This is a genomic window from Burkholderia sp. AU28863, assembly GCF_002223195.1.
GTDB lineage: Bacteria > Pseudomonadota > Gammaproteobacteria > Burkholderiales > Burkholderiaceae > Burkholderia > Burkholderia sola.
This window is the reverse complement of sequence record NZ_NKFE01000005.1, coordinates 737,571-757,976: the sequence shown is the minus strand read 5'-3', so window position 1 is coordinate 757,976 and position 20,406 is coordinate 737,571. Positions and strand designations below refer to the sequence as shown.

Below are 20,406 nucleotides of genomic sequence, written 5' to 3'. Positions count from 1 at the left end.
GGCCCCCTGCAAGTTCCGCCGAATGGGTGCATCGTATCGGTTGGCCAACGCCGGCACCGGTGCGCGGGAATCCGCCGGCGCACGCGTGCCGGCACCGCGCACCCGCGGGTGCGCGCCGTTCCTGGAGGACCCCGATGTCGATCAACCCCGATACGCCCTCTCGTCCCGTGAAGTCGCCGGGCCCCGATCACCCGATCCTGATCGAACCGCACTCGTCGCGCGTGGTCGTGAAAGTCGCCGGGAAGGTCGTCGCCGATACGCGCCATGCGCTGGTGCTGCGCGAGGCCAGCTATCCGGCGGTGCTGTACATTCCGCGCGAGGATGCCGACATGTCGCTGCTCCAACGCACCGACCACGCGACCTACTGCCCGTACAAGGGCGATTGCGCGTACTACTCGATTCCGGCCGGCGGCGAACGCGCGACCAACGCGGTCTGGACGTACGAGCATCCGAATCCGGCCGTCGAGTCGATTCGCGGGCATCTCGCGTTCTATCCCGACCGCGTCGATTCGATCGAGGAAAGCCTGCTCGTCTCCGAGTGAGCACGGCGACGCGCTGCCGCGTCACCGTTCACGTATCGTCCGGCCGCTGATTTGCATATGCGGATTCATTGGTTGGCCGCCGTCCCGCCGGGCCGTATCGTCTCGACACCGGCGCGGGCCGGCCCGTTGCGCGCGTCGCCCGCATCCGGCCCGGTCCTGCGCCGGCCGCGCCGCCTTCGCGTGCGCCCCGTGAACCCGCCAGCAGGACGCCTTAGGGCGTGTTCACGCTAATAACGGGTTTGCGAACGTGCCTTTCCGCCCGCAGTGCAAGGAGTAAGGAGCGCCGTTTGGCCGTGCCAAACAAGCGACGCACGACGCCGCAATGTGGGCGGAAAGGCACGTTCCCCTGTTTGGAAAAATTCATTCGCGGGGCTGGCCCCCAGAAGGGCCGATCGCCGCGTCATGCTCCTCGCGAATACGTCGAGTATTCGCTTCGTCGCAATCCTTGCGCTCGGCCCTTCTGGGGGCCAGCGCAAACCCGTTATTAGCGTGAACACGCCCTAATGAACGACACACCGCACGCAGACCTTGAAACGACCCCGGCGAACCCGCGCCGCCGCCGGTGGCTGCACGGCGCGGCCGCCGGGCTGGCCGGGCTCGCGCTCGGGCCGCTCGCGGCCGTGCCCGCCCGCGCCGCCGACAGCGGCACGCGGCTGCGCGTCGGCTTCCAGAAATACGGCAACTTCGTCGTGCTCAAGGCGCGCGGCACGCTCGAGAAGCGTCTCGCGAGCCAGGGCGTCACCGTGCAATGGCTCGAATTCCCGGCCGGCCCGCAACTGCTCGAAGGGCTGAACGCCGGCGCGATCGACGTCGGCACGGTCGGCGAAACGCCGCCGATCTTCGCGCAGGCCGCCAGCGTCGATTTCGTCTACATCGGCAACGAGCCGCCCGCGCCGCAGGGCGAGGCGATCGTCGTGCTGCCCGATTCGTCGATCCGCACCGTCGCGCAACTGCGCGGCAAGAAGGTCGCGTTCAACAAGGGTTCGAACGTCCACTACCTGCTGGTGAAAGCGCTCGAGCACGCGGGCCTTACGTATGCCGACATCCAGCCGATCTACCTGACGCCCGCCGACGCGCGCGCCGCGTTCGTGCAGCGCAGCGTCGATGCGTGGGTGATCTGGGATCCGTACCTGGCCGCCGCCGAACGGCAGCTCGGCGCGCGCGTGGTCGCGAACGGCGACGGGCTCGTGCGCAACACGCAGTACTACCTCGCGGCGCGCCAGTACGCGGCCGCGCATCCGCAGGTGCTGCGCGCGCTGCTCGACGAGGTCGACGCGGTCGATCGCTGGGCGCGCGACCACGTGCCCGAGGTCGCCGCGCAACTGTCGCCGCTCGTCGGCCTCGACGCGCCGACGCTCGAAGTCGCGCTCAAGCGTGCCGGCTACGGCGTGCAGCCGATCACCGATGCGACGCTCGCGTACCAGCAAGGCATCGCCGACGCGTTCAGCGCGCTGAAGCTGATTCCGGGCAAGCTGTCGGTCGCCAGCGCGCGCTGACGCGTCACGGCGCAGCCGCCCCGCCGATGCGCCGCCATTCGTCGTAGTCGGTGACGAGGCCCGCATCGTCGATCGCGATATCGGCCGCATACGTGCCGCTCTCGTAGCGGTACACGTGCGGCGCGGTGCGCGTATAGCGCTGCTCGCCGCGCACGACGGCGATATCCGGAAAACGCAGCCAAGCGGTGCGAATCTCGGCCGACTCGCCGACGGCGAGCGCCAGCCGGCGGATCGGCAGCGTATTGGTCGACGGACTGAAGCCGAGATCGATGTCGGTCGCGCCCGCGAGCATCGGTGCATCGACACCGTCGATCGTCCACTGCCCTGCAGTGCATGCGATGTCCCATTGCCTTGGCGGCGCCGTGCCGGTCCAATGCGTCACGCGCGCCGAGCGCGTGAGCCAGTCGGCGCCGCACGCGATCGCGTAGTCGATACGAAACGGCGTGCCGCCGATCGCGCCCGCGACCGCACCCGCCAGCGCGATGCCCGTTCGCGACTCGTCGAGCCGGCACCATTCGGCCGCCTGCCACGTCTGCACGTTCTGCCATGCGACGCAATGCGTCCGTCGCACTTCACTCCGTTGCGTCATGTCGCGTCTCCTGTCGGCCGTGCGAAAGAATGCCGATTTTCGCTCACGGTGCCGACGAACGCACGCGGCTTCGGCAGCGTCGTGAGCGCGCCGGCCGATCATCAGTATCGGCCCGGCGCACACCATCGCGTGGACGCCGCTTTGGTACCATCCGTCGATCGGTAAAAATCGAACCGGAAGATACGAGGCGCGACTTCATGGATCTGTTGGCGACGATGCGCATCTACGTGAGAGTCGTGGAGCGCGGCACGATGTCCGGCGCGGCGCGGGATCTCGACATGGGCCAACCGGCCGTCAGCGAACGCATCGAGAAACTCGAAAGGCATCTCGGCACGCGGCTGCTGATGCGCAGTGCGCGCACGCTCGCGTGCACGGAGGAAGGCCGCCTCTTCTACGAACGCAGCAAGGCGCTGCTCGAAGCGGCCGAACTGGCCGTGGCGTCGGTGTCGAGGACGGAGAATGCGCTCGACGGCACGATCCGGCTCGCGGCGCCGCAGTGTTTCGGCGAGGTCGTGCTGCCGGCCGTGCTGATGCAGATCCGCACCGCGTATCCGAAGCTGCACATCGACCTGGTGCTGAACGACGAGATCGTCGATCCGGTTACCGAGGGCGTCGACATTTCGATCCGGGTCGGCCAGCTTCGCGACGGCGGTTTCGTCGCATACGCGCTCGGCGCGGTCGGCCGCGTGCTCGTCGCCGCGCCGTCGTATCTCGAGCGGCACGGCCTGCTCGACACGAAGGCCGATCTCGCGAACCATCCGTTCATCCGCGTGAAAGGCGTATTCGCGAACGAACAGGTGCCGCTGCAGCGCGACGGCGGTGCGGTCGAATACGCGCGCATCCGCACGGTCATGACCGCGAGCCACTGGCGCCCGATGTTCGACACGATCGCGGCGGGCGGCGGCATCGGCGTGGTCCAGCATCCGGCTTGCGCCGACGCGCTCGCGCACGGCCGGCTCGTCCGCCTGCTGCCGCACTACGACGTCCCCGACTTCGCGCTCAACGTGCTGGTACACGCGCAGCGGCCGTTGCCGCCGCGCGTGCGCGCCGTCGTCGATCTGCTGAAACGCGCCCTGCCGCCGCTGCTGGCGCAACGTCCGCGCTAGCAGGTCACGTCTGCAGCGATTTCCCCGGCTCCTTCACGTGCGCGTCGACCTCCATCTGGTAGAAGCGCGCGCTGACGAAGCCGAACAGCGTCCAGCCGAGGAACACGCACAGGCCGCCGAGCATCAGCGCCTGCTCGCCCGAGCTGTAGAGCGCGTAGAAGCTGTACGCGGTCGCGACCATCGCGACCGCGTTCGTCACCAGCGCCTTGCCCGGCGACACCTTCGCGACCTTCTGGATCGTGATCAGCGCGGCCATCGACATCACGTAAGGCACGAGGTTGGTGACGACCGCGAGATCGACGATCTTCTGGAACTGGCTGCTCAGCTCCGGGCTGATCGTCATCAGCGCCAGCGCGACCTGAGCGACCAGCAGGATCACCATGCCGACGATCGGCGTGCCCGTGCGCGTCGCGCGGGCGAACACCGGCAGGAAGTAGCCGACGTCCGCCGAGCTCTTGAACACCTGCGCCACCGTGAATTGCCAGCCGAGCAGCGAGCCGATGCACGCGATCACCATCAACGCGGTGACGATCGTGCCGACGGTCGGCGTGAACATCGTCGCGAACGCGAGGCCGAACGGCGCATTCGACTTCGCGAGGATCGCGTTGGGCACGATCCCGGCGATCACGTTGGTCGACACGATATAGAAGATCGCCGACGCGATCGTGCCGCCGAGCACCGCGATCGGCACGTTGCGCTCGGGATTCTCGACGGCATCCGCGTTCGCGCACGCCGATTCGAGCCCGAGGAACGCCCACAGCGTCACCGCGATCGAGCCGCCGACGGCCGGCCCGAACGGCATGTCGTGCGGATTCCACGCGGCGCCCCAGGTCGCGCCGCTGAACCAGAACCAGCCGATCAGCGACACGACGACGACCGGAATGATCACGCCCCACACCGTCACCGCGCCGATCCGGCCGGTGATGCGCGAGCCGCCGAAGTTCGCGACCGTCGTCAGCACGAGCAGGAAGATCGTCCACAGGCCCGTCTGCAGCGGCGACAGCGTCGCGTCGAACAGCACGGTGCCGTAGCCGACCGCCGTGACGCCGATCGCGACGTTGGCGATCACGAGCGACAGCCCGTACGTGTAGTTCGCCATGTAGTTGCCGGCCTTGCCGAACGCGTATTCCGCGTAGCCGCCCATCCCGCCCGGCTTGCGGCTCAGCATCCCGCAGCGCGCGAACGCATAGGCCAGCGCGAGCGAGCCGCCGGCCGTGACGATCCACGACAGCAACGAGATCGTGCCGACCTGCGCGAGCTTCGCCGGCAGCAGGATGATGCCGGAGCCCATCATGTTGACCGCGGTGAGAATGGTGAGCTGCCAGACGTTCATCCGGTTCTTCGGTGCGGCCGCCGGGGCCGCGTCGGCCAGGTGCGCTGCGTTGTCCATGGTGTTCGATCCTTCGATGTGAGGCCGCCGCGCGGCCGGTCGCCCGTTCGCCGGGTCAGGCTTCGGGGCTTCAGGCCGTCAGGCAGTACACGCGGTACGTGCCGTCCTCGACTTCCACGCCGTGCGTGTCGTGCGCGAAGCCCGGAAAACGCCGGTCGTACGCTTCGAGCGCCTTCAGGTAGCCGAGCACCGGGCCGCCGGCCGGCCCCGCGTTCTCGCCCGGCATCAACAGCGGAATGCCCGGCGGATACGGCACGACGCCGGTGGCCACCGTGCGCCCGGCCAGCTCGTCGAGCGTCACCTGCTCGACGCGGCCCTGCACGAGATGCTCGTACGCGCGCACCGGGCTCATTTCCGGCTTCGGCAGGATCGAGAACGCCTCCGACATCAGGCGCGTCGTGCCGAGCTGCTCCATCGCCGCGAACATCGTGTCGGCCAGATCCTTCAGCCCCATGCCCGCATAGCGCGACCCATGCTCGTTCGCGAGCGACGGAATCGCCATGTCGAGCGGCAGGTTCGCGTCGTAGTCGCGCTTGAAATCGCACAGCGCGCTGACGAGCGAGCCCCACTTGCCCTTCGTGATGCCGATCGAGAACAGGAACAGGATCGTGAAATCGGTCGTCTTCTCGACGACGATCCCGCGCGCATCGAGATACGCGGTGACGACGCTCGCCGGGATGCCGACCGGCATCAGGCCGCCGGCCGGCGCCACGCCCGGCGTGACGATCGACACCTTGATCGGGTCGAGCATGCAGTAGCCGTCCTCGATATTGCCGAAGCCGTGCCATTGCGCGCCGGGGCGCAGCACCCAGCACGCCGGGTCGCTCGCGAGCAGCTCGGGCGGCGCCTCGTGGAACGGCAGCGTGCGGCCCGTGCGCGCCTCGAGCACGGTGTCGGGCTGCCAGCACTCGAAGAACCAGTCGCCCTTCGCGCCGAATTCGCCGTTCATCCGCGCGATCATCTGCCGGAACGCGACGGCCTCCTCGATCGATTCGCGCGTCAGCGCGGCGCCGCCGGGGCCGTCCATCATCGCGGCCGCGACGTCGTTCGACGCGATGATCGCGTAGTTCGGCGACGTCGACGCGTGCATCATGAACGTTTCGTTAAACTGACCATGCGGAATCGGGCTGCGGCCGTCGCGCACGTGGATGTACGACGCCTGTGACAGCGCGGTCAGCAGCTTGTGCGTCGACTGCGTCGCGAATACCGTCGGCCGGTCCTTGTGGTGGTCGCGCGGGTCGCCGTGCATCGCATGGCGGTCGCGGTAGATCGGATTGAAACGCGCGTAGCCGTACCACGCTTCGTCGAAATGCAGCCGGTCGACGCTCGCGCCGAGCAGTTCCTCGACGCGCGTCACGTTGTAGCAAAGGCCGTCGTACGTCGAATTCGTGACGATCGCATGCTTCGGCTGGCGGTCCGCCAGCCCCGCCGCGAGCGGATTCGATGCGATCGCCTCGCGGATCGCCGCTTGCGTGAGGCGCTCCGATGCGATCGGCCCGATGATCCCGTAGCGGTTGCGCGTCGGCACGAGGTAAGTCGGAATGGCGCCCGACATCGTCATCGCATGCTCGGCCGACTTGTGGCAGTTGCGGTCGCACAGCGCGATCTGGTCGCGGCTCACGCTCGCCATCAGGATGATGCGGTTCGACGTCGACGAGCCGTTCGTCACGTGATACGTACGATGCGCGCCGAACACGCGCGCCGCATAGCGTTCGCTTTCGCCGATCGGGCCCGAGTGATCGAGCAGCGAGCCGAGTTCGCCCACCGAGATCGACAGGTCCGAGCGGAACAGCGATTCGCCGAAGTATTCGAAGAACGCGCGGCCGACCGGCGATTTCAGGAAGCCGGTGCCGCCCGTGTGGCCGGGCGTATGCCACGAGTATTCGTAGACGCGCGAGAACTTCGCGAGCGCGCCGAACATCGGCGGCAGCACGGTCGAGCGATAGCGTTCGATCGCCGCGTGGATGCGCCCGCCGATGAAGTCGGCCGTATCCTCGAGCAGCCACACGAAATCGTCGACCTTGCCCATCACCGCGGCCGGCACCGTCGACGCGACGCTGCGATCGGCCAGCAGGAAGATCGGCACGCTGCCGTTGCGTTGACGGATCGCATCGACCACCGCCTCCGACGGCCCGTGGCCGTCCACACCGAGATCCCAGTCGAGCAGCACGCACTGGATCGACGGATCGGAGCGGATCAGCACGATGGCATCGTCGGCGGACGTCGCCGTCAACACGTCGATACCGCGTTGCGCGAGCTCCGCGCTCAGCGTGCGGACCGCACGCCCGGTTGCCGTTTCCTGCGCGATCTCGTCGTCGACCAGTAGCGCGCGCATGCCGAGGCGACGAATGCCGCCAGCGGAAGTGTTCATGTTCTTGCCCTCGCTGTTGCGTTGCTTCGATTGGTATCGTTCGTCTCACGAGCACGCGGACGGCAGGTCACGGGCAGCGGCATGAGACGCTCGCCATTCCGGCTTGATTCGCCATCCAGTTCGGAGCCGACTATGCCATGAACGCCTTTCGATGAAAAGCCGACGATTCGGTGAAACCATCGGCGCATTTCCAATAGGATTTCAACATTGGATCATTTTTATATGCGCCGCAGCACGCCAATTCCTGATCAATTGATCAGGCTCATCCGCCAATGACATTGACGATGCCGGTCGATTGAATTCGCGTGCCTTTGTTGCTACGATCGGCTGCGCCGGGCACTGTCCGATCACGGCCGTGCCGCGCTGCTCAATGCTTCTCGGTGCAGTCCGCATTCGGCGTTCGGCATTCGCGGGAGCATTTCAATCGGCTGCAGCGCGCGTCGTAATCGACGTGACGCGCCGGCGCGAATGCGGCTCCCGTTTCAGGTCATTTACCGGAGAGTTCGCGTGAGCCTGTTGAAAATCGCAGTCGAGCCGGCGCTGATCGGCGCCTTTCTCACCACGCACGAACAGGTCGACGTATTCCAGACCGATTTCACGAATATCGCGGCCATCGTCGTCGGCATCGATGCCGCGGAGAAGGTGCTGAAAACCGTCGAGAGAACCGGCTTCGCGATTCCGTTCTTCGTCGCGGTCGAACCCGACCAGGAAGTGCCGCCGTCGATCCTGCCGAGCGCGAGCGGCGTGATCCCGCTCCGGCAAGGCGGCCGCCATTACCACGGCCGGCAGATTTCCGCCGCGGCCGACATCTACAGCGAGAACCTGCTGCCGCCGTTCTTCAAGGTCATGCGCGACTACGTGCAGCGCGGCTACGTCGAATTCGACTGCCCGGGCCACCAGGGCGGCCAGTTCTTCTCGAACCATCCGCTCGGCCGGATGTTCTTCGATTTCTTCGGCGAGACGCTGTTTCGCTCGGATCTCTGCAACGCGGACGTCCGGCTCGGCGATCTGCTGATTCACGAAGGGCCCGCGCTGGAAGCGCAGCGCAACGCCGCGCGCATCTACAACGCGGATAAAACCTGGTTCGTGCTGAACGGCACGTCGACGTCGAACAAGGTCGTCACGAGCGCGCTGCTCGCGCCCGACGATCTCGTGCTGTTCGACCGCAACAATCACAAGTCGGTGCACCTCGGCGCGCTCGTGCTGTCCGGCGCGCGGCCGGTCTACCTCGAAACCGCGCGCAACGCGTGGGGCCTCATCGGCGGCGTCGACAGCGCGGCGCTCGGCGAAGCGCGCATTCGCGACGCGATCCGCGACGTCGCACCCGAGCGCGCCGACCTGCCGCGCCCGTTCCGGCTCGCGGTGATCCAGCTCGGCACCTACGACGGCACGATCTACAACGCGCGCGAAATCGTCGACCGGATCGGGCATCTGTGCGACTACATCCTGTTCGATTCGGCGTGGGTCGGCTACGAACAGTTCATCCCGATGATGCAGGACTGCTCGCCGCTGATGCTGACGCTCGGGCCCGACGATCCCGGCATCTTCGTCACGCAGTCGGTGCACAAGCAGCAGGCCGGCTTCTCGCAGACATCGCAGATCCACAAGAAGGACAGCCACATCGAAGGGCAGAAGCGCTTCTGCGATCACCGGCGCTTCAACAACGCATACATGATCCACGCGTCGACGAGCCCGTTCTACCCGATGTTCGCGGCGCTCGACGTCAATGCACAGATGCATGCGGGCCCGGCCGGCAGGCGCCTGTGGCGCGACTGCGTCGCACACGGCGTCGATGCGCGCAAGCTGCTGCTGAAAACGTGCCGCCAGATTCGCCCGTTCGTTCCGCAGCAGATCGACGGCCGCCCGTGGGCCGACTACCCGACCGAGCAGATCGTCGACGACCTGCGCTTCTTCCGCTTCCACCCGGCCGACAGGTGGCACGGCTTCGACGGCTATGCGGACGACCAGTATTTCGTCGATCCGTGCAAGCTGCTGCTGACCACGCCCGGCATCGATCGCGATACGCACGAATACGCGCCGTTCGGCGCGCCGGCGCCGATCCTCGCGCGCTACCTGCGCGAGCACGGCGTCGTGCCCGAGAAAGCCGACCTGTATACGATCCTGTTCCTGCTCACGCCGTCGGAAAGTTCCGGCAAGCTGCAGCATCTGGTCGCGCACCTCGCGCAGTTCGAACGTCATCTCGATCAGGACACGCCGCTGCGCGAAGCGATTCCGTCGTTGTGCGACGCCTATCCGGAGCTGTACGGCACGATGCGCCTTCGGCAGCTGTGCCAGCGCATGCACGATTTCTACCGCGGCCACGACATGAAGCATCTGCAGAAACAGATGTTCCGGCGCGCGCAGTTCCCGAAGCAGGCGATGCTGCCGCAGGCCGCGAATACCGAGCTGATCCGCAACAACGTCGAGCTCGTCACGCTCGACCGCATCGAAGGCCGGATCGCGACCGAAGGCGCGCTGCCCTATCCGCCCGGCATCTTCTGCGTGGTGCCCGGCGAAGCGTGGGGCGGCCCTGCACTCGACTACTTCCGTGCGCTCGAAGCCGGGATCAACGCGCTGCCGGGCTTCGAGCCGGAAATCCAGGGTGTGTACCTGCAGACGAAGCCGGACGGCACGAAGCAGGCGTCGGCATACGTGGTCGCAGCCGGCGCCGACGCGTCGCGGGCCTGATCGCGATCCGCCGTGCCCGACCCGCGCGGCGCTGGCGCGCCGCGTGTATCATCGCCGCCATCATGCCCATCCGACCGCTTCGTCCGCTCCTGATCGCCCCGGCGCTCGCCGTCTCCATCGCCGCGCATGCGCAGCAGGTCGGCGTGGTCGCCGACGGCGTCTACTACACGCCGAATACGCATCTCGCGGCAGGCACGTCGCTGCAAGTGCTGCCCGACGACGACCAAGGCGTCGCGCGCTGCTGCGCGATAATCACCGGCCCCGCCGGCAAGCCCGGCAACCAGATTCTCGACAGCCTGCACGACGACCGCGCGATCGCCGCGTACGCCCTGTCGCTGCCGAAGTCGGTGCCGGCGGACACGCGCGGCTTCGGCGTCGTCGGCACCGCGCATTTCGTGCGCCAGGGCGCACACCCGGAAGCCGTGCTCGACGGCGGCTTGCCACTCGCATTCTCGACCTGCACGTCGGCGGAGGGCACGCATTACCTCGGGCGCAAGGTCGGCGCCAACAAGTTGCTCGTGCACCTGTATCAGTACTTCGACGGCGAATTCGAGCCGACCTGCAAGGATCGCGACCTGAAATGAATGAACCCGGCCGGCGGGCAGCATCGTGCCCGCCGTGTCACCACGCCTGCCGGTAGATCTCCAGCGCGTCGGCCTCGGTCACCTCGCGCGGATTGTTCACGAGCAGACGCGTCTGCAGCATCGCGTCCGACGCCATCCTCGGCAGGTCGTCCTCGCCGATACCGACCTCGCGCAGCGTGCGCGGAATCCCCGTCGCGACGATCAGCCGGTCGATCTCGGCGATCAGCGCGTGCGTTTTCGCTTCGTCGCTGCCCGTGGCCGACGGCGCGACGATGGCCGCCAGTTCCGCATACAGCGGCGCGGCGGCCCGCGCATTGAAGCGCAGCACGTGCGGCAGCACCAGCGCATTCGACAACCCGTGCGGCACGTGGAAGATCCCGCCCACCGGATAGGCCAGCGCGTGCACGGCCGCGACCGGCGCATTCGCAAACGCCTGCCCCGCGAACATCGCGCCGACCAGCATCGCTTCGCGCGCGTGCCGGTTCTGCCCGTCGTCGCATGCGGCCAGCAGGTTGCGCGACAGCAGCGTCAGTGCGTGCGTCGCCAGCATGTCCGATACCGGATTCTTCAGACGCGCGGACGTGTATGCCTCGATCGCATGCACCATTGCGTCGATGCCGGTCGCCGCCGTCGCCGCGCGCGGCAGGCCGAGCGTGAGCTCCGCGTCGAGGATCGCGACGTCCGCGAACAGGTGCGGCGACACGACGCCCATCTTGCGCGCCTCGCCGACCGTGACGATCGACACGGCCGTGACCTCGGAGCCGGTGCCGGCCGTGGTCGGCATCTGCACGAGCGGCAGCCGCGCGCTCGCGACCTTGTCGACGCCGTACATGTCGACCAGCGCCTGCTGCCCCGGCGCGAGCACCGCGATCAACTTCGCGACGTCCATCGACGAGCCGCCGCCGAGACCGAGCACGATCTCGGCATCGGCCGCGACGGCCCGCGCGGTCGCTTCGAGCACCACGTGCTCGGGCGGATCGGCGATCACGTCGTCGATCACGGTGACCTGCCAGCCGTGCGCGGCGAGGCTCTCCAGCGCGGGCGCGAGCACGCCGCTGCGATGCAGGAACGCATCGGTGACGACGCACAGCCGCGCGAGCGCCGGAAAGCGTTCGCGCAACAGTGGGCCGAGCCGGCGCGCGGCGCCGAATTCGACGATCTGCGTCGGAACGGTGCGGAATTGAAACGGGTTCATCGGGCGCCTCCCGGGGCCGTCGCCGTGCCGGTGTCCGGCTGCACCATGTAGCGGATCACCTCGCGACGATCGAGCAACGGCATGATCGCGCCGACACCGATCCGCTGGAAATGCGGCGTTTCCCGATGCACGTCGAGGCCGTCGGCCTCGCTGTAACGCTCGAGGATCACGATGTGGTCGGGGTTCTCCGGCGACCGGAAGTATGCGTAGTCGAGGTTTTTCGGCTCGGTGCGCGTGGCCGGCGCGAGTTCGGCCAGCAGTTCGACCACGCGGTCGCCGTTGCCGGGTTTCGCGAAGAAATGCGCGATGACCTGCAGATAGGGTTCGTTCATGCTGCGCTCCATGTTCGACACAAGCCCGTCGCGACGGGAGCGCCCCCCATCCGCCATGAACCGGATGGATTCAAACGCGATGATGCGGCACCGTATCGCTGACGCGTCGTGGCATTGTATTGAATCGGCACGGCCTTCGCAGTGCCGCGACCGGGCCGCGAACAGCAGGCCGAATCGCGCCGCACGCTCACGACGAGCCGGAACAGGGCCGGCCGCCGCCCGCTTGCGCCGCCACCCCGGCTACCAAGGCACCGTCCGCCCCAGATAGTCGAGATATTCGAGCCCGGGCCGCGCCCGCTTCGCCAGCAGCACGTCGACGAGGCTTGGCACGCTCTCCTCGATGGTCAGGCGCGCATCGGGCCCGCCGAGTTCGGTGCGGACCCAGCCGGGCGCCATCAGCGCCAACGCGCGGCGCGTGTCGGCCTGACGCGCCGCGAAGCTGCGCATGAACTGGTTCAGCGCGGCCTTGCTGCCGCGATACACCTCGCGCATCCCCGTGACGTTGTTGGTCACGCTGCCCTGCCCCGACGACATCGCGCCGATCAGCCCGTCGTCGGTCACGAGATCCTGCAGCGTCTCGATCGCGCGCATCGGCGCCAGCGCATTCGTGATCATCACGCGCACGAATTCGTCGGTCGTCACTTCGCCGATCGTTTCATTCGGATCGTTGGTCGTGCCCGCATTCACGAACAGCATGTCGAAGCGCCGGCCCGACAGGCGCTCGCGCAGCGCGGCCAGCTGCGCGGGCTCGCAGATGTCGAGCGTGCCGATCTCGAGCCGGCCGTCGAACCGGTCGGCCAGGTCATGCAGCTTCGTGCGCCCCGCTCCTTCGCGCACGGTACCCGTCACGTTCCAGCCCTTGTTCAGGAATACCTCCGCCATTGCCAGTCCGAGGCCGCGCGACGCCGCGACGAGCAGGAGCGCGGGGGCGTTTCGTCGATTCGATTCAGTCGATTGCATGGTTTTCGCCTTTGCCGTGTTTCGTCATGCGCCCACTATAGGCGCGCACCAAGGCAGGCGCCAGACGCACCCGATGCAATCCATCGTTGCACCAAACGCCATGCCAAACCTCGCAGTGGCGTATCCTGTCCGCATGGAAGACATCGACCTGAACCTCGTCACCGCGCTCGACGTGCTGCTGTCGGAGAGCAGCGTGACCGGCGCCGCGCGCCGGCTGGGCCTGAGCACGTCCGCGATGAGTCGTACGCTCACGCGGCTGCGCATCGCCACCGGCGACCCGCTGCTCGTGCGCGCCGGGCGCAAGCTCGTGCCGACGCCGCACGCCGCCGCGTTGCGCGACCGCGTGCATGCCGTCGCGCACGACGCGCGCGCGGTGCTCCGGCCGGCGACGGCCGACGTCGAGCTGGCGACGCTCACGGCCACGTTCACCATTCGCGCGGCCGCATCGTTCATGGAAATGCTGGCCGGCCCGGTCGTCGCCGCCCTGGCCGACGTCGCGCCGCACGTGCGGATCCGCTTCGTCCCGAAGCTCGACCGCGATCCGCAAGCGCTGCGCGACGGCACGGTCGACCTGGAAATCGGCAAGCGCGGCGACGACGCGCCCGAACTGCACACGCGCATGCTCTTTCACGACTGGCATGTCGCGGTGGCGCGCGCCGGGCATCCGCTGCTCGCCTCGGCCCGGATCACGCCCGCGCGCTATGCGGCCTGCCGCCACGTTATCGCAGCCCAATTGGGCGATTTCGGCGGGCCCGCCGGCGACTCGACCGGCGAGGCCGGCCCGGGCCCCGCCGTGCATGTCGTCGTGCCGGGCTATCCGGACGCGATGCGCGTCGCGGCCAGCACCGACCTGATCGCGCTGGTGCCGCGCTCGAGCCTCGGCAACGCGTGCTCGCCCGGGCTCATCGAAGCGCTCGGGCTGCGCAGCTTCGAAGTCCCGGTCCGCTTGCCGGCGATCCTCGTGTCCGCGCTGTGGCATCCGCGCATGCATGGCGACCCCGTCCATCGCCGTCTGCGCGACACGGTCATCGCCGTGTGCCAGCGCGCGTATCCGGATTCCGGCCCGCCACGCGCCGCGGCGCGCGGCCAGGGAGCCCGCGCGGCCGGCTGACGTCGCGTCGCGGGCTCCCTGGCCGGCCAGCCGCGCGGTCGGCAACGTACCCGCGACGCCCCACTACCGCGGTCCGGCCGGGCGGCGCCGGCAGCCCCTTCGGCTAAAATGCCGCACTTTCCACCTTGTCCGGCCCGCTCGCCATGCAACCCGCCTCCTCCGCCCAATCCGCTTCCCGCGGCGCCGACGCCGCAGACGCGGCCCGCGACCTCGTCTACGGTCCGAACGACCGGCCGGCGCCGATGGTCGCCTTCGTCGCCGCGCTGCAGCACCTGCTCGCGATCATCGTGCCGATCGTCACGCCCGGCCTGCTGATCTGCCAGGCGCTCGGCGTGTCCAGCCGCGATACGACCCTGATCGTGTCGATGTCGCTGGTGATTTCCGGCATCGCGACCTTCGTCCAGTGCAAGCGCTTCGGCCCGCTCGGCGCCGGCCTGCTGATCGTTCAGGGCACGAGCTTCAACTTCGTCGGCCCGCTGATCGCCGGCGGCAGCCTGATGGTCAAGCAGGGCACGCCGGTCGAGACCGTGATGGCCGCGATCTTCGGCGTCGTGATCGCCGGGTCGTTCGTCGAGATGGGCGTGTCGCGCATCCTGCCGTTCGTGAAGCGCCTGATCACGCCGCTCGTCACCGGCATCGTCGTGTTGCTGATCGGCCTCACGCTGATCAAGGTCGGCCTGATCAGCATGGGCGGCGGCTACGGCGCGATGGCCAAGGGCACGTTCGCGAGCGCCGAGAACCTGACGCTGTCGGGCCTCGTGCTCGGCACGATCATCCTGCTGAACCGCGTGCAGGTCGTCTGGGTGCGCAGCACGGCGCTCGTCATCGCGCTCGCGATCGGCTACCTCGCGGCCGCGTTCCTCGGCCGCCTCGATTTCACCGGCATGCACCAGGCCGCGCTGTTCCAGGTGCCGACGCCGCTGCATTTCGGCATCGGCTTCTCGTGGGCGCTGTTCGTGCCGATGCTGATCATCTATCTCGTCACGTCGCTCGAAGCGATCGGCGACGTGACGGCCACCAGCAAGATCTCGAACGAGCCGGTCGAAGGGCCGGTGTGGATGCAGCGGATCAAGGGCGGTGTGCTGGTCAACGGCGCGAACTCGCTGCTGGCCGGCGTCTTCAATACGTTCCCGAGTTCGGTATTCGCGCAGAACAACGGCGTGATCCAGATCACCGGCGTCGCGAGCCGTCACGTCGGCATCTGGATCGCGGGGATGCTCGTCGTGCTCGGCCTGTTCCCGGTCGTCGCCGGCGTGCTGCAGGCCGTGCCGGAGCCCGTGCTCGGCGGTGCGGCGATGGTGATGTTCGGTGCCGTGGCCGCGTCGGGCATCAACATCCTCGCGGGCGTCCACCTCGACCGCCGCGCGCTGCTGATCATCGCGGTGTCGCTCGCGCTCGGCCTCGGCGTGTCGCAGGTACCGGACATTCTGAACAGCCTGCCGCATGCGCTGAAGAACGTGCTGGAATCGGGCGTGGCGACGGGCGGCATCTGCGCCCTCGTGATGAACTGGTTCCTGCCGGAAAGGAAGTAACGGCCAAGCGCGGGGCGAACCGCATGACAACGTGGCGGTCGTGACGGGCCGCGTCGGTCCTCATGCCCAACGGCATCGGGCGTCCGGCGCACGGCCCCGCCACCGGCCCTGCGCTTTCGGCCGGCACGCAACGTGCCGACCGCGCATCGGCGGCAATCAATCGTCAAACCCGGTCAGGGCGCCTTGGCCGATCGATTCTGGCTGGTTAGAATCACCGCATGCCCCAAACCCTCGCGCCCGACAAAGCCCCCGAAACGACTGCCGTTCCGATCAAGGAACGCGCGACCGTCGTCTGCTATCGCAATGCGCGCGTGTTGCTCGTCACGCGTGCGGCATCGCGCTGGGCCCTTCCGGGCGGCACGATCAAGCGCGGGGAAACACCGCTCGAAGCCGCGCATCGCGAACTGGGCGAGGAAACGGGCATGACCGGCCAGGATCTGGTGTACTCGATGCAGTTCACCGGGCTCGCGAAGATCCATCACGTGTTCTTCGCGGAAGTCGGGCCGGACCAGACACCGCAAGCGAGCAACGAGATCGAGAAATGCAAGTGGTTCCCGATCGACAGTATCGACCGTCTGCGCACAAGTCTTCCGACGAAGCGAATCGTCGAACTCGTCTACAACCACGAAATCCGCAAGGCGTAACGCCCGCCCCGAGCCGTCGGCCGGCTCGAGTCGGGTGTCGTGATCAGCGGTGCGCGCTCGCTCAGTGCGAGCGCTTTCTTCGCAGTTCGTGCGTGGAATAGACGACGAGGAAGATGCCCAGCATCGCGACGCCGGACGCCATGAACTCGTTTGCGCTGCCCGAGCTGCGCAGCGCCGCCGGGAAAATACCCAGACTCAATCCTGCACCAGCAAGAAGCAATCCTGCTGCCACGCCCCAGATCGGTCCAGCGGTCTTGTCGATTATGTTTTTCATACGGCACCCGTCTACGGTCGTTACCTGAACGGTATCGGCAACAAGCGCCGCGTCTACCTTCAGTGATTCCACTATAACCGGAAGAAAATCCGCAAGCTTCTGGTGCTTTTCCCGATCAAGTTTCGGCGGCCGCGGCCGCCACGTGCGGCCGGGTCGCGCAACCTGCGGCAGGTCATGGGGTGTGCCCGTCCAGCCCCCGGATCACGTCGTCACTGATCGGCCGCGCTTCGGCGTCGCGCCCGCAGTCGCCCGCCTGCTCGCCGTTCAAATCGCCACTTCCGGCGGTGCCTGGCGAAACAGCCGCGTAATCCAGCACAGATACACGAGCCCGAGCACGAACCATGCGACGCCGAGCACGAGCGCCGCCTTCTCGAGGCTCACGAGCAGCCAGATATCGGACACCGCGCCGATCAACGGAAAAACGAGGCCGCCGAATACTCCGATCCCGCGCTCACCGGGATTGCCCGACAGATACAGCCGGATCACGCACAGATTGACGGCCGTAAAGGCGAGGAATGCGCCGAAGTTGATGAACGACGTCGACGTGGCGACATCCAGCTTCAGCGCGATCAATCCGACGACGCCGGCAAGTGCGATATTGATCGCGGGCGTCTTGAAGCGCGGATGAATGAACCCGAAGATGCGCTTCGGCAGGATTTCGTCGCGGCCCATCGCGTAAAGCAGCCGCCCGACGCTCGCTTGCGCGGAGATGCCCGATGCGAACTGCGCGAGGATCAGGCCCGCGAGGAACACGGTGACGAACAGGTCGCCGCCGATCATCTTCGCGACTTCGAACGCGGCCGAATCCGTATCCTTGAATTCGACGCCGGGATGCGCAAGCTGCATCGTATACGCCGCGATCACGAAAATCGCGCCGCCGATCAGCGCAATCAGCAGGATCGCACGCGGCATGTTCTTTTTCGGATCGATCGTTTCCTCGGTCAACGTCGAGACGGCGTCGAAGCCGAGATACGAATACGCGGCGATCGCGGCGCCTGCCATCGTCGCGCCGAACGGCACGTGCGGCCTGAAGAACGGCTCCGCCATCGCGATGCCGCCGGGGCCCGCCGCAGCCGACGCATAGTGCCAGCACAGTACGACGAACATCGCGACGACCGCCAGTTGCACGACCATCAGCACGATATTGAAGCGCGCGGCCAGTTCGATGCCGACGATGTTCAACCCGCTCGTCAGCACGATGAACGCGACGATCCAGATCCAGGTCGGCACGTGCGGAAATGCCGCGTTCAGGTACGCGGCACCAATCAGCCAGATCACCATCGGCAGGAAGAAATAGTCGAGCAGCGTCGCCCAGCCGATCATGAAGCCGAGGTGCGGGTTGAACGTCCTGCGCGTGTACGTGTAGGCCGAGCCCGCGGCCGGATAGAGCCGCGCGAGCTTGCCGTAGCTGAGCGCGGTAAACGCGATGGCGATCAGCGCGAGCAGATAGGCGAGCGCGGCCGTATCGTCGCTGGCCTTGGCGAGCACGCCGTAGGTCCCGTAGACGATCAGCGGCGCCATATAGGCGAGGCCGAACAACAGCACGGACGGCAGGCCGAGCGTGCGCTTCAGGCGTACCGGTTCGCTGGGTGACGACGCTTGCATGTTATCTCCTGGGCCCTTCTGGGGCCGATGCGAATGCCTGGGTGCCGTGCGGCAGGCATTTCCGGCATGTCGATGGGACGACCGGGCATGTGCGGGCATCGCGCCCTGCTCCATGCATCGGATGGACCGTGGATTCGGGCTACTCGGCGCGGTGACGGCCCGCGTCGATCGTGAGCACGCGACTGCCGCCCACCTGTTCGACAGGCGAGAGACCGAGTGCCACGCGCGCGTCGTGCAGATAGCTGTAATGCTCGCGACTTGCTGCGAGGCGCGTCAGATCGAGGCGCGCCTGAGCGACGGCTTCGTCCCGGCCGAGTTCGATCGTGCTCTCGCCAAACGGATCGACCAGCGTGGACAGGCCCGCGAACGTCAGATCCTCGTCGCCGGTCCCGCAGCGATTCACCATCACCGCGAACATCTGGTTCTCCATCGCACGTGCCGCGATCGCGCGGCGATGGACGGGGCCGAACGGGTCCATGTTGCCGTTGGTGACGATCAGCAGATCGGCGTCGAGCGCAGCGACCGCGCGCGCCGTCTCGGGGAATTCGATGTCGTAGCAGATCAGCAGGCCGACCGTCAGGCCGTTCCAGACGCAGGTCGCGAAGCGGTCGCCTGGCGTGAATACGCCGACATCCGACGCCCACAGGTGGGTCTTGCGATAGCGCAGGACGATGTCGCCCCGCTCGTCGACGAGTACCGTCGTGTTGTAGAACCGTCCGCCATCGCGCTCCGCGAAGCCCACCGCGACGGCAACGCCCTTGCGACGTGCCGCGTCGCGTACCGCCAGCAGCCGCGGGCCGTCGAGCGTCTCGGCGACATCGGCGACGTTCTCCCGCGTCGGGAAACCCGACAGCGTCGTTTCGGGGAACACGATCAGTTTCGTGCCGCCGGCCACGTCGACGCGCTCGATCGTGTCGATCACCTTGCGCGTGTTGTGCGCGACGTGTCCGTCGACGAGCGACAGTTGCGCGAGTTCTACCTGCATGAAGCCATCTCCTTCCAATTGCCTTTCATTGGCATGTCGTATGCGTTGCACGTGTCATGCGACGCGCGTCGAGCGAAGCGGCGAACGGCCCGCCGCCCGTCGAATTGAGGCCGATTATCGGGTTATTATTTTTGACCTGAAATTCCCCGCCAGGGTTACCCTCACCGGAGCACACGATGGACCTCGAATGGCGAGATCTCGCTTTTCATCGGGAGATTGGCTCGGCCATCGACGCCCTCGATGGTCCGCATTTCTGGGCGCGTCTCACGCGCGTACTCGAGCGGCATCTCGATTTCGACAACTGGGTCGCGCTACGCTTCGCGCGCGATGCGGCGCCGCTCGTGCTCGCGGAACAAGCGATGCCGGACGGCAAGATCGACCTGATGTTCCAGGACTATCTGGCCGCGCTCTACCAGCTCGATCCGTTCTATCTCGCCGCGTTCGAAACGCAGGCGTCGGGCTTCTACACGCTCGCCGACGTCGCGCCGGACAACTTCCGGATGACCGAGTATTACCAGCGGTACTTCAAGAAGAACATCGTCGGCGACGAAGTGCATTTCAACGTCGTGATCGATCGCGATCACACGCTGGGCTTCTCGCTCGGCAAGACGAGCAAATACGACGAGCGCGAGATGGCATTGCTGACGCTTTACACACCCTGGGTGCTGTCGTTGATGCAGCAGCGCCTGCGCTTCGAAACGTTCGTCGTGAACGAAACGCCGCGCGCGAGACAACAAGAAGCGCCCGATCCGCACACGCGCTTCGGCATGCTGACCGGAAAGAGCGGACGCGGCGCATTGACGACGCGTGAAACCGAAGTGGCGATGCTGTCGTTGAGCGGCTTCTCCACGCGGGCGATCGGCGAGAAACTGTCGATCTCGTTCGAGACCGTGCGCGCACATAAAAAGCACATCTATGCAAAGCTCGGTGTCGGGTCGCAGTCGGAACTCTTCGCGCTGTTCTACGATCCCGCGAGAGCGGGTGAATCCGCGTGAGGCGAGC

Annotated in this window: 18 protein-coding genes; 9 read left to right on the top strand and 9 right to left on the bottom strand. The window is 67.1% G+C overall.

The window, feature by feature from the left end; translation table 11 throughout:
• The first annotated feature begins 134 nt into the window (after nucleotides 1–134).
• Complete coding sequence (locus CFB81_RS19915; RefSeq protein WP_069618378.1) at nucleotides 135–542, top strand: DUF427 domain-containing protein; 408 nt, start codon at nucleotides 135–137, stop codon at nucleotides 540–542.
• A gap of 503 nt (nucleotides 543–1,045) precedes the next feature.
• Entirely contained in the window at nucleotides 1,046–2,038 is a 993-nt protein-coding gene (locus tag CFB81_RS19910; RefSeq protein WP_089436262.1) for a sulfonate ABC transporter substrate-binding protein, read from the top strand.
• 4 nt (nucleotides 2,039–2,042) lie between these two features.
• Here CFB81_RS19910 and CFB81_RS19905 read toward each other — a convergent pair whose 3' ends face one another.
• The gene (locus CFB81_RS19905) at nucleotides 2,043–2,627 is read right to left on the bottom strand and encodes a putative glycolipid-binding domain-containing protein (protein WP_089436261.1); all 585 of its coding nucleotides are present in this window, start codon (nucleotides 2,625–2,627) and stop codon (nucleotides 2,043–2,045) included.
• Nucleotides 2,628–2,824: 197 nt separating this feature from the next.
• Here CFB81_RS19905 and CFB81_RS19900 point away from each other — a divergent pair, with 197 nt between their 5' ends.
• Nucleotides 2,825–3,733: a LysR family transcriptional regulator gene (locus CFB81_RS19900; RefSeq protein ID WP_089436260.1), complete on the top strand. Its 909-nt coding sequence runs from the start codon at nucleotides 2,825–2,827 to the stop codon at nucleotides 3,731–3,733.
• 4 nt (nucleotides 3,734–3,737) lie between these two features.
• On the opposite strand, the gene potE is transcribed toward CFB81_RS19900, so the two are convergent.
• Nucleotides 3,738–5,123 (bottom strand): putrescine-ornithine antiporter, encoded by a 1,386-nt coding sequence (gene potE / locus CFB81_RS19895; RefSeq protein ID WP_089436259.1) that lies wholly within the window; start codon nucleotides 5,121–5,123, stop codon nucleotides 3,738–3,740.
• A gap of 70 nt (nucleotides 5,124–5,193) precedes the next feature.
• Nucleotides 5,194–7,494 (bottom strand): Orn/Lys/Arg decarboxylase N-terminal domain-containing protein, encoded by a 2,301-nt coding sequence (locus CFB81_RS19890; RefSeq protein WP_069618383.1) that lies wholly within the window; start codon nucleotides 7,492–7,494, stop codon nucleotides 5,194–5,196.
• 507 nt (nucleotides 7,495–8,001) lie between these two features.
• Here CFB81_RS19890 and CFB81_RS19880 point away from each other — a divergent pair.
• Both CFB81_RS19880 and CFB81_RS19875 read left to right on the top strand, forming a co-directional pair.
• Complete coding sequence (locus CFB81_RS19880; RefSeq protein ID WP_179236014.1) at nucleotides 8,002–10,182, top strand: ornithine decarboxylase; 2,181 nt, start codon at nucleotides 8,002–8,004, stop codon at nucleotides 10,180–10,182.
• A gap of 62 nt (nucleotides 10,183–10,244) precedes the next feature.
• Nucleotides 10,245–10,766 (top strand): hypothetical protein, encoded by a 522-nt coding sequence (locus CFB81_RS19875; protein ID WP_089436257.1) that lies wholly within the window; start codon nucleotides 10,245–10,247, stop codon nucleotides 10,764–10,766.
• A 37-nt stretch (nucleotides 10,767–10,803) separates the two neighbouring features.
• Here CFB81_RS19875 and CFB81_RS19870 read toward each other — a convergent pair whose 3' ends face one another.
• The 3 genes from CFB81_RS19870 to CFB81_RS19860 form a co-directional block, all read right to left on the bottom strand.
• Nucleotides 10,804–11,961 (bottom strand): iron-containing alcohol dehydrogenase, encoded by a 1,158-nt coding sequence (locus tag CFB81_RS19870; RefSeq protein ID WP_089436256.1) that lies wholly within the window; start codon nucleotides 11,959–11,961, stop codon nucleotides 10,804–10,806.
• The gene (locus tag CFB81_RS19865; RefSeq protein WP_059582584.1) at nucleotides 11,958–12,293 is read right to left on the bottom strand and encodes a putative quinol monooxygenase; all 336 of its coding nucleotides are present in this window, start codon (nucleotides 12,291–12,293) and stop codon (nucleotides 11,958–11,960) included. The genes CFB81_RS19870 and CFB81_RS19865 overlap by 4 nt, the downstream gene beginning before the upstream one ends.
• 240 nt (nucleotides 12,294–12,533) lie before the next feature.
• A complete protein-coding gene (locus CFB81_RS19860) occupies nucleotides 12,534–13,253 on the bottom strand; it encodes an SDR family oxidoreductase (protein WP_089436255.1) in 720 nt (239 codons plus the stop codon).
• Nucleotides 13,254–13,386: 133 nt separating this feature from the next.
• Here CFB81_RS19860 and CFB81_RS19855 point away from each other — a divergent pair, with 133 nt between their 5' ends.
• The 3 genes from CFB81_RS19855 to CFB81_RS19845 all read left to right on the top strand — a co-directional run bounded on the left by CFB81_RS19855 (nucleotide 13,387) and on the right by CFB81_RS19845 (nucleotide 16,540).
• Nucleotides 13,387–14,364: a LysR substrate-binding domain-containing protein gene (locus tag CFB81_RS19855; protein ID WP_089436254.1), complete on the top strand. Its 978-nt coding sequence runs from the start codon at nucleotides 13,387–13,389 to the stop codon at nucleotides 14,362–14,364.
• Nucleotides 14,365–14,507: 143 nt separating this feature from the next.
• Complete coding sequence (locus tag CFB81_RS19850; protein ID WP_089436253.1) at nucleotides 14,508–15,896, top strand: nucleobase:cation symporter-2 family protein; 1,389 nt, start codon at nucleotides 14,508–14,510, stop codon at nucleotides 15,894–15,896.
• Nucleotides 15,897–16,114: 218 nt separating this feature from the next.
• Entirely contained in the window at nucleotides 16,115–16,540 is a 426-nt protein-coding gene (locus CFB81_RS19845) for an NUDIX hydrolase (RefSeq protein ID WP_089436252.1), read from the top strand.
• 61 nt (nucleotides 16,541–16,601) lie between these two features.
• On the opposite strand, the gene CFB81_RS19840 is transcribed toward CFB81_RS19845, so the two are convergent.
• The 3 genes from CFB81_RS19840 to CFB81_RS19830 form a co-directional block, all read right to left on the bottom strand.
• A complete protein-coding gene (locus CFB81_RS19840; protein ID WP_069618391.1) occupies nucleotides 16,602–16,814 on the bottom strand; it encodes a hypothetical protein in 213 nt (70 codons plus the stop codon).
• A gap of 264 nt (nucleotides 16,815–17,078) precedes the next feature.
• The gene (locus tag CFB81_RS19835; protein ID WP_069618392.1) at nucleotides 17,079–18,419 is read right to left on the bottom strand and encodes an APC family permease; all 1,341 of its coding nucleotides are present in this window, start codon (nucleotides 18,417–18,419) and stop codon (nucleotides 17,079–17,081) included.
• Between the two features lie 139 nt (nucleotides 18,420–18,558).
• Nucleotides 18,559–19,404, bottom strand: a complete 846-nt coding sequence (locus tag CFB81_RS19830) for a carbon-nitrogen hydrolase family protein (protein ID WP_069618393.1) — start codon at nucleotides 19,402–19,404, stop codon at nucleotides 18,559–18,561.
• 176 nt (nucleotides 19,405–19,580) lie between these two features.
• Here CFB81_RS19830 and CFB81_RS19825 point away from each other — a divergent pair, with 176 nt between their 5' ends.
• Nucleotides 19,581–20,399 carry a response regulator transcription factor gene (locus CFB81_RS19825; protein ID WP_069618394.1) on the top strand — a complete coding sequence of 273 codons (819 nt, stop codon included), beginning with the start codon at nucleotides 19,581–19,583 and terminating at the stop codon, nucleotides 20,397–20,399.
• Nucleotides 20,400–20,406 lie beyond the last annotated feature (7 nt).

Coding starts and splice junctions, on each gene's coding strand:
- CFB81_RS19915 (WP_069618378.1), top strand. CDS start 135: ATGTCGATCAACCCCGATACGCCCTCTCGTCCCGTGAAGTCGCCGGGC.
- CFB81_RS19910 (WP_089436262.1), top strand. CDS start 1,046: ATGAACGACACACCGCACGCAGACCTTGAAACGACCCCGGCGAACCCG.
- CFB81_RS19905 (WP_089436261.1), bottom strand. CDS start 2,627: ATGACGCAACGGAGTGAAGTGCGACGGACGCATTGCGTCGCATGGCAG.
- CFB81_RS19900 (WP_089436260.1), top strand. CDS start 2,825: ATGGATCTGTTGGCGACGATGCGCATCTACGTGAGAGTCGTGGAGCGC.
- potE (WP_089436259.1), bottom strand. CDS start 5,123: ATGGACAACGCAGCGCACCTGGCCGACGCGGCCCCGGCGGCCGCACCG.
- CFB81_RS19890 (WP_069618383.1), bottom strand. CDS start 7,494: ATGAACACTTCCGCTGGCGGCATTCGTCGCCTCGGCATGCGCGCGCTA.
- CFB81_RS19875 (WP_089436257.1), top strand. CDS start 10,245: ATGCCCATCCGACCGCTTCGTCCGCTCCTGATCGCCCCGGCGCTCGCC.
- CFB81_RS19870 (WP_089436256.1), bottom strand. CDS start 11,961: ATGAACCCGTTTCAATTCCGCACCGTTCCGACGCAGATCGTCGAATTC.
- CFB81_RS19865 (WP_059582584.1), bottom strand. CDS start 12,293: ATGAACGAACCCTATCTGCAGGTCATCGCGCATTTCTTCGCGAAACCC.
- CFB81_RS19860 (WP_089436255.1), bottom strand. CDS start 13,253: ATGCAATCGACTGAATCGAATCGACGAAACGCCCCCGCGCTCCTGCTC.
- CFB81_RS19855 (WP_089436254.1), top strand. CDS start 13,387: ATGGAAGACATCGACCTGAACCTCGTCACCGCGCTCGACGTGCTGCTG.
- CFB81_RS19850 (WP_089436253.1), top strand. CDS start 14,508: ATGCAACCCGCCTCCTCCGCCCAATCCGCTTCCCGCGGCGCCGACGCC.
- CFB81_RS19845 (WP_089436252.1), top strand. CDS start 16,115: ATGCCCCAAACCCTCGCGCCCGACAAAGCCCCCGAAACGACTGCCGTT.
- CFB81_RS19840 (WP_069618391.1), bottom strand. CDS start 16,814: ATGAAAAACATAATCGACAAGACCGCTGGACCGATCTGGGGCGTGGCA.
- CFB81_RS19835 (WP_069618392.1), bottom strand. CDS start 18,419: ATGCAAGCGTCGTCACCCAGCGAACCGGTACGCCTGAAGCGCACGCTC.
- CFB81_RS19830 (WP_069618393.1), bottom strand. CDS start 19,404: ATGCAGGTAGAACTCGCGCAACTGTCGCTCGTCGACGGACACGTCGCG.
- CFB81_RS19825 (WP_069618394.1), top strand. CDS start 19,581: ATGGACCTCGAATGGCGAGATCTCGCTTTTCATCGGGAGATTGGCTCG.